Genomic DNA, 13,149 nt, shown 5'->3' with positions numbered 1-13,149 from the left:
TTAATGTGTGTTGTTAAGTTGTGGACCTTTGTTAATTATTTTTCCGGCTAGCATTAAAAACAGCAAACCTAAAAGCAAATACAAACCAATAAAACCAAGTAGTGTAAATAACGTATTTCCTGCCGACACGGTTGGTGATGCACCATCTGCGGTGCGCAGCAAGTTATACACTAACCAGGGTTGTCGGCCTAATTCTGCAGTATACCAACCTGTTGTATTGGCGATATATGGAAAAGGAAGCATAAACATAAGTGCCCACAGAATCCATTTTGTAGTATATAGTTTTTTTCTGAAAAGCTGTACGGCCGCCAATAACATTAAACCTATAAAAATGGTACCTAAACCAACCATTATATGATAAGCATAATAAAGCCCAGGTATGTTTGTTGGGTGTGTGCTTTTATCAAATTCATTTAAACCTTTAATCTCCGCATTCCAGTCTTGATAGGTTAAAAAGCTTAGAATATTTGGAACGGCTATTTTATTATCTAGTTTTTGCTCGAGTATATTAGGTTGTCCAATTAAAACAATTTCCGAGCCGCCTTCTTCGGTTTCAAAAATTCCTTCCATAGCTGCAAAGGTTACCGGTTGGTGTTTTACAACGTTTTTAGCTACTAAATCTCCTGTTGGGAATGCCACTAAAATACTAGATACTAAACCGAAACCAACACCTGTTTTTACAAAGAGTTTTCCGAATTCGCTGTGTTTATTATTCAGAATATAGAATGCGCCAATGGCAGCTACAACAAACGATGCCGTAATTACCGATGCTAATTGATTATGGAAATAGGATGGTAATAACCATGGATTTGAAAATAGGGCACTGAAGTTGTTTAGAACAAATCGGCCGTTTTCCAAAATTTCATAACCCACGGGATGCTGCATCCAGGAATGCGTAGCAATAATTAAATAGCCGCTGGCCCAAGAACCTAAAAAGACTAAAAACCCAGTAACAAAATGGAGTTTATGCCCTAGAAGCTTTTCACCAAAAATAAAAAGTCCTAAAAATGAAGATTCTAAAAAGAACGAAAACATGCCTTCCATTGCCAAGGTTTGTCCAATAATACCACCGGTAAGCTCCGAGAATTTAGCCCAATTGGTTCCGAACTGAAATTCCATTGGTATTCCGGTAACCACACCCATAGCGAAGTTTAGTGCGAAAATTTTCATCCAAAATTTAGCAGCGTCGTTATATTTTTCAATTTCTGAATAAAGATATTTCCCTTTAAAATAAACCACTATAAGCGATAAGCCCATAGTTAATTGCGGAAATAAGTAGTGAAAGGTAATGGTAAAAGCAAACTGCATTCTATCATAAAAAAGCATGTCTTCCATAAAAGCAATAATTTGTATATGTTGCCGACGAAATTATTCGATTTTAATATAAAGCACAGTAACTTTTGTTACAGATAAAAGTTTCAGTAAAAAATATAAAATCGCTAATTCATCAATTAAATTTACTGTAAACAAAGTTAATGATTACGGATTGTTTCCTTGGTATAATATCCGTTAAATAAAGCCCTTAAATCAAGTTTTATCAAAAGTTCAAAGGCTTTTATCTATATTTCAATTATCTGCAATAGTTATAAAAATCTCGTCGATAGAATAGGGGTTTTGGTATAGTCAATTCCATCAAACTTCTATTACTATTTTATAAGGATGTATTTAGTTTCATTTTTGAAGTGTAAAACAAAAACACCTTAACAAATGAAATTATATATTATTATCGCAAGCTTTCTATTTGCACAGATTTCAATAGGGCAAGAAACACCTAAAGACGTTAGCTCGAATGTGTGGTCTTTAGAAGATTGTATCAATTATGCTATAGCACATAATATTAGCGTAAAAGATGCTTCTTTAAATACAAATCTTGCCGAAGTAGATTATAGTAAAGCAAAATCGTCTAGATTACCAGACTTATTTGGTAGTGCGTCTCAAAGTTTTTCTAACGGAAATACTATTGACCCTATTACAAGTAGTTATGTTACCGATCAAATACACAGTACTAATGTGGGTATAAATAGTTCTGTAACGCTGTTTAAAGGCAACCAAATAAGTAATCAAATTAAGCAGAATAAAATTCTTTTAGAACAAAATATTTTTTTAGAAGAAGAAGCAAAAAACAGCATTGTTATTAGCCTTTTAGAAAACTACTTGCAAGCACTTTTCAGTAAAGAAGATATTGCTATTGCCGAATCTAATTTAGAAGCTTCTAAAACAGAAGTATTGAGAGCAAAAGCCCGTTTAGATGCAGGAACTATTGCTTTAAGTGATTATACAGAAGCACAGAGTCAAGTAGCTACTAATCAATACAATTTAATTGCAGCTAAGAACAATTATCAACAGTATATTATTGATTTGAAACAACTATTAGAGCTAACACCAATGGACGATTTAGAAATTGAGTCTATTGACGAAAATATGGATCTAATAAATTTAGAATTAGATAGAATTTCCATATATAACAACGCGCTAAATTACTTGCCAGAAATAGAAGCTAGTAAGTTAAATGTAGCAGCAAAAGAGAAAGAACTCGATATTGCTAAAGGAGGATATTCGCCAACATTATCACTTTCCGGAAGTGTAGGTTCTGGTTATACAAGTATAAACGATAATACATTTTCCGATCAGTTTGATGTTAACTTTAATCAGAAGTTAGGCTTATCATTAACCATTCCTATTTTTAATAGAAACGCAACAAAATCAGCAGTACAATCGGCTACCATAAATATTGAAAAGGCTGAAATTCAGAAACAAATTACTGAAAAAATTCTTTACAAGAAAGTAGAAACGGCTTACCAAAACGCATTATCTGCACAAGAACAAATTATAGCTGCGGAAGCTTCCAAAGAAGCATCAGAACAAAGTTACAAACTAGCTCAGAAGAAATATGAATTAGGCGATTTAAGCACAACCGATTTAGTAATTAGCCAAAACACGTACACTAATGCACAGCAAAACTATTTGCAAGCAAAATACCTAAATATTTTATATCACCAATTATTACAATTTTATCAAGGAAACGATATCAAACTTTAATCTAAAGGATCATGAAAAATAAAAAAAACATTATAATAAGTAGCATTGTCATTGTAGTACTCGCTATTGTAGGATATTCATTTATAAAAGCTGACGACGCTATTATCATTGAAGCTAAAACAATAGCAGTAAAAAAAGCAAACGTCACTACCATGGTTACTGCAACAGGTACAATGGAACCAATTACACAAGTTGAGGTTGGTACACAAGTCTCTGGTGTAGTTGAAAAAATATATGTGGATTATAACAGTGTGGTTACGGAAGGACAGTTGATTGCTGAATTGGATAAAACTAATTTAAACGCAGCAAAAACGCAAGCACAAGCAGCTTATGATAATGCGGTTAGCCAAAGAAACTACACGCAAACGATTTACGACAGACAGAAAACGTTATTTGATAATCAAGTGATAAGCAAATCTGATTTTGATGATGCTACTTTCAACTATCAAACAGCAAAAGGAACGGTGACGCAACGTTATTCAGATTTACAACAAGCCAGAACTAATTTAGGTTATGCTAATATTTATTCGCCTATCGATGGTGTGGTTTTATCTAGAGCTATTGACGAAGGGCAAACGGTAGCAGCAAGTTTAAGTACACCAACGCTATTTACTATTGCACAAGATTTAAAAGAAATGCAAGTAGAGGCAGATGTGGATGAGGCAGATATAGGACAAGTAAAAGAAGGGCAACGCGTAACTTTTACAGTCGATGCTTACTTAGGTGAAACCTTTGAAGGTGAAGTAACACAAGTAAGATTGGACCCAACTGTTACTTCAAATGTAGTAACGTATACCGTTGTAATTAAAGCAGATAACCCAGATTTAAAACTAAAACCAGGATTAACAGCAACTATTTCAATTTACACATTAGAATTAAATGATGTATTAACTGCGGAAGCTAAAGCCATCAACTTTAAACCAGAAAAAGAAGTCTTTGCAAGCTATAATTTACAACACCAATTAGAAGCTAATAACACTGAAAGAACTAAAGAAGGAACAACACTTTGGGTATTGGAAAGTAGCGGGTCTATTTCACCTAAAACGGTAACGCTTGGCGCGAGTGATGGTGTAAATGTACAAGTGTTAAGTGGTGTTTCAGAAGGTGAAAAATTAGTGTATAGTTTAAAAGGCGTTGCAAAATCGGAAGTGAGTGCAGATGCTAAAAGCGAAAGTCCATTTATGCCACAACGCCCAGGAGGTAACAAGAAAAAATAAAAAACCATGAACAAAGCAATCATAAAAATAGAAGATTTAAAGCGAGAGTTTACCATGGGAACCGAGACGGTTCATGCATTACGAGGCATTTCGTTTGATATTAAAGAAGGTGAGTTTGTCACTATAATGGGATCAAGTGGTTCTGGAAAAAGTACGATGTTAAACATTTTAGGATGTTTAGATCAACCAACGTCTGGAACCTATGAAATTGATGGTGTAAGAGTGAAAGACTTATCTAGAAATGAATTGGCAACTATTAGAAACGAGAAAATTGGATTCATTTTTCAATCTTATAATTTATTAGCAAGAACATCAGCTATTGAAAACGTAGAATTACCACTGTTATATAACAGTAAAGTATCTACAGAAGAACGCAGAAAACGTGCTATTGAAGCTTTAGAGAAAGTAGGATTAGGCGAACGTTTACATCACACACCATCTCAACTTTCCGGAGGACAACAGCAGCGTGTTGCTATTGCCAGATCACTAGTTAATAATCCAGTAATGATTTTAGCCGATGAGGCGACAGGGAACTTAGATACGCGGACATCTTATGAAATTATGTCCTTATTTCAAGAGTTAAACAAACAAGGTATTACGATTACATTTGTTACGCACGAGCCGGATATTGCTACATTTAGTAGTAGAACCATTGTATTAAAAGATGGTGCGGTTATGAAAGATTATAAGAATGATAATATTCAATCTGCAGCAAATGAATTGGCCAAATTACCTAAACAAGACGATTAATTATGAGACTATTAAATTTATTTAAAATCGCAACAAAAGCCATTATTCTTAATAAAACAAGAACCTTATTAACGATGCTTGGAATTATTATAGGTGTAGCTTCCGTTATTGCAATGTTAGCTATTGGAGAAGGCTCAAAAGAGAGTATTCGGACTACCATATCAAGTATGGGGTCTAATATGATAACGATAAAAGCAGGCGCAGACACAAGAGGCGGTGTAAGGCAAGAGGCAAGTGTTATGGAATCGCTGACTTTAAATGATTATAAAGCGATTAAAGCGCAGTCGACTTTACTAAGTTATAGCACGCCAGTGGTAGAAGGTAAAGGACAAGTTATTAATGGGTCTAGCAACTGGCCATCCTCGATTTACGGTGTTAACCCTGAGTATTTAAACATTAAAGTGGTTGATTTACAAAGTGGAAGCATGTTTACAGATGCTGAGGTTCAAACAGCCTCTAAAGTGGCTGTAATAGGTCAAACGGTTGTAGATAATATATTTCCTGATGGGCAAGAGTCTGTAGGGCAAATGATTCGTTTTAATAATATTCCGTTTAAAGTCATAGGTGTTTTAGAAGAAAAAGGAGAAAACACCTTTGGTCAAGATCAAGACGATGTAGTTATTGCACCTTATACAACGGTGCAAAAACGTATTTTAGCTATTGATCATTTAAATCAGATTATGTCATCTGCTATCAGTGAGGAAGAGGCGCCAAATGCTGTTTTAGAAGTTTCTGAAATTTTAAGAGAACAACACAAATTAACAGATAGTGATACAGACGATTTTACTGTGCGTTCTATGGAAGAATTAATTTCAACGTTCAGTTCAACTAGCGAAATGCTTACAATACTGCTAGTTGCGGTAGCTAGTATCTCTTTATTAATTGGAGGAATTGGGATTATGAATATCATGTATGTTTCCGTAAAAGAACGTACAAAAGAGATTGGGTTACGTATGGCTGTAGGAGGAAAGGGCTCCGATATTTTAATGCAATTTTTAATAGAAGCCATTTTGATAAGCATAACCGGAGGAGTTTTAGGTGTATTATTAGGGCTTGGAGCAACGGTGTTCATAGAAAAATTCTTAAATTGGCCTACAAGCGTGGCGATGTATTCTATAGTTATTTCTTTTGCAGTATGTGCTGTAACAGGTATCTTTTTTGGATGGTATCCAGCTAGAAAAGCATCGGCTTTAGATCCTATAACCGCGTTGCGTTACGAGTAAAGACTCGTGATTCTAACTCATTAATAAAACGGATAAACATGAAAACCAGCAAACATTTAAAACCATTTTTACTTTTAGCAATCACCATTGTAATGGCGTCCTGTAAATCAGATAAAAATACAGAGTTAGTTAAAGTTGTTTCAGTAAATCCAGATTACTTTATCGCAGATAATATTATTGGGAAAATTACTCAGGAAACCGTGGAACTAGACGGAACACCAACATTATGCTATGTGTTTAAAACCAACTCAAGACCATCAGAGCATCAAATGGGACCTTGGTGCCCAAGACATATTGATGATGCTAAAGAAAAAGGAGGTATTTGGTTTGAAGATGGAAAAGTCTATGATGTAGATGGTCATTTTATTGCAGAATTAGCCGAGTTTTATAAAGATGATGAATGGAAAGTCTTTAGAGAAGATGGTAGCGTAAAGTATACTGCAACACAGGAAGAATGCGAAGGAGCAGCAAAGCCAGATGTGGAAGAAGCCTATCAGAATTATTGTGTAGAGTGTTTACCTAAATATTATAAAGACCAAGTAACAACGTATACTATTCCGGTTACACCAGTTTATACAAATAATGAACAACGCTTTAGAAGAGGTGCTATTGGTGTCGCTTTTAATGGTGTTAATTTTGATCCACCAGCACCAACAGAAGCTATATTGGCTGCACATACTATTGCGCCTTTAGATGATCAAGGAGGACATGTAAATCCTCATGGAGGCTACCATTATCATGCAGCTACAGGATTTACAAAGGAAGTAAATCAAGCAGATGTGCATGCCCCAATGTTAGGCTATGCTATCGATGGTTTTGGTATTTATGCACTTTTAGACGAAAATGACCATAAACCAACAGATTTAGATGATTGTGGTGGTCATGAAGACGAAACTAGAGGTTACCATTATCATGCTGGAGAACCAGGAGGTAATCAAATAATAAAATGTCTAAATGGTGTTGCAGGAAATGCAATTGTACAGGAGTAAATAGACCTTTTTGTAACAAAAGAATAGTAAAATTAAATTAAAGTTAATGTACAAGAATAAAAACATAACCATCTTTTTGCATCTGCTAGTTTGGCTAACATTAGTCAGTTTGCCTTACTTGTTATCTTATAATCAAGATCAAGAGTTAGATAGAGTTAAAGCACATTTTTGGATTCCTTTGTTCTTTTCTGCAATTATCTTTTACTTCAATTATTTTGTGTTGATAGATCGTTTTTTGTTTCCTAAAAAAACGTTATTATTTATAACGGTAAATATAGCACTGATAGGATTTTTCTTGTTTTTAAAAGAATATATTGAAGACAACTATTTTCAAGATATTTTAAAAAAGCGTCTCGCAAATACCGAGAGAACAGATCCTCCATTTAAAATGGCTATTTACATACAATTGCTATCGTATTTGGCTCCTTTGTTCTTTTCAGTAGCATTAAAATCTACAAAACGATGGGTTAAAACGGAAGCTGAACGTAAGGAAGCCGCTAATATTAAATTAAAATCGGAGTTACAGCATTTACATTATCAATTGCAACCGCATTTCTTCTTTAATTCTTTAAATAACATTTATTCTTTAGTAGATATTTCGCCAGATCAAGCCAAGTCTTCTATACATAGTTTAAGTAAATTGATGCGCTATATGTTGTACGAGACTAATTTAGAAGTTGTACCGCTTAGTAAAGAAATCGATTTTCTTAAAAAGTATATCGATTTAATGAAGCTAAGAGTGTCCGATAAAACAAGTGTTAGCTATAGCTTTCCTGTTAAAGAAACAGGTATACAAATAGCACCTTTATTATTTATTTCGTTAATCGAAAATGCTTTTAAACATGGCGTTTCGGCGACTAAACCAAGTACTATTGATATTAATATGACTTGTGATGATAATACCGTTTTGTTTTCAGTTGAAAACCATAATTTCCCGAAGAAAACAGACGATAAAAGTGGCTCTGGTATTGGACTTCAGAATTTAGAGAAGCGTTTAGAGTTATTGTATTCAGATAAATTCAGCTTTAAAACTATTCTAAAAGATGATCGGTTTTTGGTAACCTTAGAAGTGGAAACAAACTAAGCATAATAAAATAATTGAATTCTCAAATCACAATACGTTTAAACTTTAATATATGAAAGATGCCTCTAAGCAAACGCTTGTAGAGCTTTTTAAAAAACTTTGGGATTACGTAAAACCTTATAAAAAATTGGTGATTGCGTCTTTAATCCTAACCATAATTGGCGCATTATTGGCGCAGGTTAATGCGTTAGTATTACGCTACACCGTTGATGAATTAACGACATTAAGTGAAGCTAATAAAACCGTAAAAGAGGGGTTTTCGCTATTAGCAACAATTAGTATTATTCTGCTTTTAAAAGAAGGTTTTTATGCATTAGTACAATTTGGTCAAAAGTTCTATGGAGAAAAAATGAAAATTTACATTTCAAAAGACTTTGCTCAAAACATTGTAGAACGCATATTGACTTACAAAATGGCTTTTTATAGTTCTCCAACTAATGAAAGCGGCAAATTACAAACCAGAATAGATTTAGGCGTTTCTAGCCTTACACAGTTAGTAAAAAACTTCTTCATAGATATATTACCGTTATTCTTTAACGCCTTTGTCGCTTTAATTATCATGTTCAACGCCAATGTATATGTGGGGTTAGTGAGTCTTTCAATTATTCCACTTTTCTTCTACATAAGCAGTCTGCAAGCTAAAAAACTGAAAGGTTTTAGACGCACCATGAGGAAATATAGAGAAACAAAGAATAATGGCATAATTGGTTTAATAAATTCTATTACTGTTATAAAATCTTTTACAAGAGAAAATTTTGAAAGTAAAAAGCATGAAGCCATTCAGTTAGACATGACTGAAAATCAATTACAAACAAGAAAATTAAGTTTCTTATTTGACGGATTGAAGAAATTCACAGAACAATTTGGAGTCGTAATTATTATCATATTAACCGCTTATTTTGTTTTAAATGGCAGCATGACTATCGGCGCCATAATGTTTCATATTTTACTATTTAACAATGTATCGGCACCTATACAACAATTACATCGCATATATGATGAAGTACAAGATGCAATAATATATTCGGATGCATTTTTTGAAATTATGGACGCCGATGAAGAAACAGAATTAAGTGGCACTTACATTCCTGAAAAATTCACCGGTACTTTTGAAATTATAGATGTAGATTTTGCATATCCTAACGGAACCAAAGCCCTTTATGATGTTTCGATGGTTATTAAACCCAATACGATAAATGCTCTAGTTGGTTTAAGTGGTGCTGGAAAAAGCACAGTCATTAATTTGTTAGATAAATTCTATGCACCAACCTCAGGAGAAATACTTTTAGATGGAGTTGATTTACAAAAATATGATACGCATTGGCTCCGAGATAACATTGGGTTGGTATTACAAAAAAATCATATATTTAATGGAAGCATTAAAGAAAACATCCTTTACGGAAAAGAAAATGCTACAGATAACGAGGTTGTAGCGGCAGCAAAACAAGCTTATATCCATGAGCAAATTATTCAATTGCCAGAGGGCTATAATTCAAAAGCAACATTACTATCTGGAGGGCAACAACAACGGGTTTCTATAGCACGATTATTTTTGAAAAATCCTCCTATTATTTTTCTTGATGAACCCACGGCGAGTTTGGATGCCATAGCAACTGAAGAAATCAAGAAAAGTTTAGACGCCATAAAAAAAGGGCGAACAGTAATCGTTATTTCCCACAGTATTTCTCAAATAATTGACGCCGAAAATGTCATTGTTTTAGAAAAAGGAAAAGTTATCGAACAGGGTACTCATGTGGCATTGTACAACAATGAGAGTGCCTATTATAAAATATTTAATGCTATGGCAAATAGCTTAAATATTGATAAAATTAAAAACACTTTAAAAGAATAAATTTAACTATACCTATAACTTTTAAAACCTATGAAACATTCGATCTTAATGATTCTCTTCCTCTTTTCTTTTGGCTCTATTTCTGCGCATGAAGGTGGACATGAGCTAGCTTTGAAAACATGGGAACTAATAACCAAAAACAAAACAATAAATGCTGACTTTATAAAATATGAAAATGGCGAGGTTTGGCTTTTAGATAGCAACCATAAGGTCAATATATATGAAATTTCAGAATTTACAGAAGTCGATCAAGATTACATTAAATCCAAAAGTGGGTTCATTCAATCTTTAAATAATAATGCAACTATTGAAGTGGAGTCACAACCTTTATCTCACTTTAATATAAGTCTTATCGCTTTTGGTATCTTTCTTTTATCTTTTTCTGTTTACAAACTCATAAACCAAAAAAGAGCTATTTACCTCACGCACGGCACACTTAGTTTAGTCGTGCTTTTTATTGTGTCTTGCAAAAATACAAGTACTACTAAAACAAGTCAAACAGAAACACTTTCGAATGATGTTGCGATGATGCAAACCTTTTTCGAGAAATTTGATGGGGTTTCAACTCATTCTGATGATAATTATCTCTATATTTCATCAAATGGGTTACCAGATCATGATATGATGGTTGGTATTACAAACTGGCAACAACAAGTGCCTATTAAGCAAAATTACACGGGTAACAATAGTTGGGCTATACCTACGCATCCAAAAATGGCAGAAAACCCATTATCTACAAAAACCAATTTACTTAAAGGAGCCATTGCTGTTGCTGTAAATGGAATCCCCATTTTTAACCCTTTAAATAATAGGGGTGAAGATGCAAATGCCATTGGAGAGTTAGATAATTGGGGAGGACATTGTGGTCGTGCAGACGATTATCATTACCATTTACCACCAGTACATTTGCAAGATCAAGTTGGGGCAGGAAACCCCGTTGCTTATGCTGTTGATGGATTTCCTGTGTACGGCGAAACAACGGATACATTGGATGCCTATTTAGGAAAAACAAACTCAGATGGTTCTTATCAATATTATACTATTAAAGAGTACCCTTATTTTATTGCAGGTATGCGGGGCGAAGTACAATTAGATCCAAAAACAAAAGCACCAGAAAACCAAGTGTATCCGCAACCTAGAACGCAAGAATTACGGCCCGCATTAACACCGTTACGCGGTGCTAAAATTATTGATTTCAAATCTTTAAGAGAAAATTCTTATGTATTAACGTACAGTTTAGATTCAGAAGAATATATCATAAATTATAAGTGGGACAATGAAGATAATTACAGCTATCAATTTATAAATCCTGATGGTACATCAACGGTTGAAACTTATAAACCTAGAGAAAAATGAAACATTCGAAATTTTTAGTGCTTCTGCTTGTTACGTGTTTTATGTCTTGCAAAAACAATGACAAAGAACTAACAAAAGTAAATCATGATGATTTTAAAACTATACATTCCGATTTTAAACTATCAAGCAATGCTATAAAGAATGGTGAATTATTGGATATTTACAAGTGTGAAGAGAAGGTCAATGATGTCGAAAATTCCATTCCACTTTCATGGGGAAATGTTCCTGAAGCCACTAAATCTTTAGCTATTGTAATGTATCATTACCCTAAAAGAGATGATAAAACAGAAATCAATTCATACCTCTTATTATGGGATATAGATCCTGAAACCACAGGAATACCATATAAAATGGCGTCTAAAGGCAATTGGTTTATGGGTGCAAATAAAGATGGTACGGCCATATCTTATACTTCGCCTTGTTCTCGTGGAAAAGGTAAACATGAATACACCATAGCGCTATATGCTTTAGCAGAAACACCTGCTTCGTTACCTAAAACACGTAGTTTAAACGTAGATTACAATGTATTTATGAATGCATTGGCAACTGTAAACATTATAGACAGAACGACTCTAACATTTATAGACTCAAATTAAAAATAACAATAAAATGATATACTTAAAGAACACTTTACTACTCTTTGTTTTCGCTTCTTTAACGATGACAGCTTGTAAAAACGGTCAAAACAGTAAAAAAACGACTGCCGAAAATTCAGAAATTTATAAAGGTACAGCATCTGTATCTCAAGGATCGGCAACCGTACTTACCCAAAATATATTTGAATGTGATAGAGGTAGAGAAGCGCCAATTGGAACTTCTACTGCAACAGATGGTAGTAAATGGACGGTTCCTGCTGAGGTTAATTTTACTGATGATAGTTTTCCTTTTGCATCCGATTTGTTTAACCCTTGCACAAAAGTAGAGTACGCATCTGCCGATGAAGCCTTAGCAGCATTAGACGGAACCGATATTATTGAAGTTGATGCCGATGGCGAGATAGTTACGGCTTATGTATTTGCCGATAACTACTTTGAGATGTATATTAATGGCGTTCCTGTAGCTAAAGATAATGTGCCTTTTACGCAATTTAATTCGAATATTGTTCGGTTTAAGGTGAATACACCTTTTACAATAGCAATGAAATTAGTAGACTGGGAAGAAAATAGTGGATTAGGTTCTGAAGCAAATAGAGGACAAGCGTTTCATCCTGGAGATGGTGGTATGGTGGCTGTTTTTAAAGATGCTAATGGAGATATAATTGCTACGACAGATGCCAACTGGAAAGCTCAAACATTTTACACAGCCCCTTTAAGGGATTTATCTTGTGCTAGCGAAGAAGGAACTTTAAGATTAAGCAAAACTTGTAGTACGGAAGATTCTAACGACGGAACATTATATTACGCCTTACATTGGAAAGTCCCTTTAAATTGGCAATCAGCAGATTTTGATGATAACGAATGGCCAAATGCAACCGAATTTACAAATAATACCATTGGCGTTGATAATAAACCTGCGTACACCAATTTTATTGATATTTTTGATAATAGTGAGGCAGATGCACAATTTATATGGTCAACAAATGTTATTCTAGATAATGAGGTTATTGTTAGATACACTGTAAACTAAGTTAGTACTACTT

At 34.1% G+C, this 13,149-nt stretch carries 11 protein-coding genes; 10 read left to right on the top strand and 1 reads right to left on the bottom strand.

Annotated features, from left to right (window positions below):
* Window positions 1-1,335 carry a cytochrome ubiquinol oxidase subunit I gene (locus V6246_RS03555; protein ID WP_341558987.1) on the bottom strand — a complete coding sequence of 445 codons (1,335 nt, stop codon included), beginning with the start codon at window positions 1,333-1,335 and terminating at the stop codon, window positions 1-3.
* Window positions 1,336-1,707: 372 nt separating this feature from the next.
* On the opposite strand from V6246_RS03555, the gene V6246_RS03550 reads away from it, so the two are divergent.
* Genes V6246_RS03550 through V6246_RS03505 form a run of 10 tightly spaced genes read left to right on the top strand, consistent with a single transcriptional unit; the run spans window position 1,708 to window position 13,136 of the window.
* Complete coding sequence (locus V6246_RS03550) at window positions 1,708-3,039, top strand: TolC family protein (protein WP_341558986.1); 1,332 nt, start codon at window positions 1,708-1,710, stop codon at window positions 3,037-3,039.
* Window positions 3,040-3,050: 11 nt separating this feature from the next.
* On the top strand, window positions 3,051-4,256 hold the full coding sequence (locus tag V6246_RS03545) for an efflux RND transporter periplasmic adaptor subunit (RefSeq protein WP_341558985.1): 1,206 nt from the start codon (window positions 3,051-3,053) through the stop codon (window positions 4,254-4,256).
* A 6-nt stretch (window positions 4,257-4,262) separates the two neighbouring features.
* Window positions 4,263-5,006, top strand: coding sequence for an ABC transporter ATP-binding protein (locus V6246_RS03540; RefSeq protein WP_341558984.1), 744 nt, complete (start codon window positions 4,263-4,265; stop codon window positions 5,004-5,006).
* A 2-nt stretch (window positions 5,007-5,008) separates the two neighbouring features.
* Window positions 5,009-6,229 (top strand): ABC transporter permease, encoded by a 1,221-nt coding sequence (locus tag V6246_RS03535; protein ID WP_341558983.1) that lies wholly within the window; start codon window positions 5,009-5,011, stop codon window positions 6,227-6,229.
* Between the two features lie 38 nt (window positions 6,230-6,267).
* Window positions 6,268-7,218 (top strand): YHYH protein, encoded by a 951-nt coding sequence (locus tag V6246_RS03530; RefSeq protein ID WP_341558982.1) that lies wholly within the window; start codon window positions 6,268-6,270, stop codon window positions 7,216-7,218.
* A gap of 46 nt (window positions 7,219-7,264) precedes the next feature.
* Window positions 7,265-8,302, top strand: coding sequence for a sensor histidine kinase (locus V6246_RS03525; protein WP_341558981.1), 1,038 nt, complete (start codon window positions 7,265-7,267; stop codon window positions 8,300-8,302).
* 52 nt (window positions 8,303-8,354) lie between these two features.
* On the top strand, window positions 8,355-10,154 hold the full coding sequence (locus V6246_RS03520; protein WP_341558980.1) for an ABC transporter ATP-binding protein: 1,800 nt from the start codon (window positions 8,355-8,357) through the stop codon (window positions 10,152-10,154).
* A gap of 30 nt (window positions 10,155-10,184) precedes the next feature.
* Window positions 10,185-11,510 (top strand): YHYH protein, encoded by a 1,326-nt coding sequence (locus V6246_RS03515; RefSeq protein ID WP_341558979.1) that lies wholly within the window; start codon window positions 10,185-10,187, stop codon window positions 11,508-11,510.
* Window positions 11,507-12,106, top strand: a complete 600-nt coding sequence (locus V6246_RS03510) for a YbhB/YbcL family Raf kinase inhibitor-like protein (RefSeq protein WP_341558978.1) — start codon at window positions 11,507-11,509, stop codon at window positions 12,104-12,106. Before V6246_RS03515 ends, V6246_RS03510 begins: the two co-directional genes overlap by 4 nt.
* Window positions 12,107-12,119: 13 nt before the next feature.
* Entirely contained in the window at window positions 12,120-13,136 is a 1,017-nt protein-coding gene (locus V6246_RS03505) for a hypothetical protein (RefSeq protein ID WP_341558977.1), read from the top strand.
* The last annotated feature ends 13 nt before the right edge of the window (window positions 13,137-13,149 follow it).

It is taken from the genome of Algibacter sp. TI.3.09 (genome assembly GCF_038154905.1).
Classification (GTDB): Bacteria; Bacteroidota; Bacteroidia; order Flavobacteriales; family Flavobacteriaceae; genus Algibacter.
Note: the sequence above shows the minus strand (reverse complement) of the source record. Positions and strands in the feature narration are given on the sequence as shown.

What these genes read in the sequence shown, in the direction of transcription:
- V6246_RS03520 (WP_341558980.1), top strand. Translation starts at nt 8,355, where the DNA reads ATGAAAGATGCCTCTAAGCAAACGCTTGTAGAGCTTTTTAAAAAACTT.
- V6246_RS03530 (WP_341558982.1), top strand. Translation starts at nt 6,268, where the DNA reads ATGAAAACCAGCAAACATTTAAAACCATTTTTACTTTTAGCAATCACC.
- V6246_RS03525 (WP_341558981.1), top strand. Translation starts at nt 7,265, where the DNA reads ATGTACAAGAATAAAAACATAACCATCTTTTTGCATCTGCTAGTTTGG.
- V6246_RS03510 (WP_341558978.1), top strand. Translation starts at nt 11,507, where the DNA reads ATGAAACATTCGAAATTTTTAGTGCTTCTGCTTGTTACGTGTTTTATG.
- V6246_RS03535 (WP_341558983.1), top strand. Translation starts at nt 5,009, where the DNA reads ATGAGACTATTAAATTTATTTAAAATCGCAACAAAAGCCATTATTCTT.
- V6246_RS03555 (WP_341558987.1), bottom strand. Translation starts at nt 1,335, where the DNA reads ATGGAAGACATGCTTTTTTATGATAGAATGCAGTTTGCTTTTACCATT.
- V6246_RS03540 (WP_341558984.1), top strand. Translation starts at nt 4,263, where the DNA reads ATGAACAAAGCAATCATAAAAATAGAAGATTTAAAGCGAGAGTTTACC.
- V6246_RS03550 (WP_341558986.1), top strand. Translation starts at nt 1,708, where the DNA reads ATGAAATTATATATTATTATCGCAAGCTTTCTATTTGCACAGATTTCA.
- V6246_RS03505 (WP_341558977.1), top strand. Translation starts at nt 12,120, where the DNA reads ATGATATACTTAAAGAACACTTTACTACTCTTTGTTTTCGCTTCTTTA.
- V6246_RS03545 (WP_341558985.1), top strand. Translation starts at nt 3,051, where the DNA reads ATGAAAAATAAAAAAAACATTATAATAAGTAGCATTGTCATTGTAGTA.
- V6246_RS03515 (WP_341558979.1), top strand. Translation starts at nt 10,185, where the DNA reads ATGAAACATTCGATCTTAATGATTCTCTTCCTCTTTTCTTTTGGCTCT.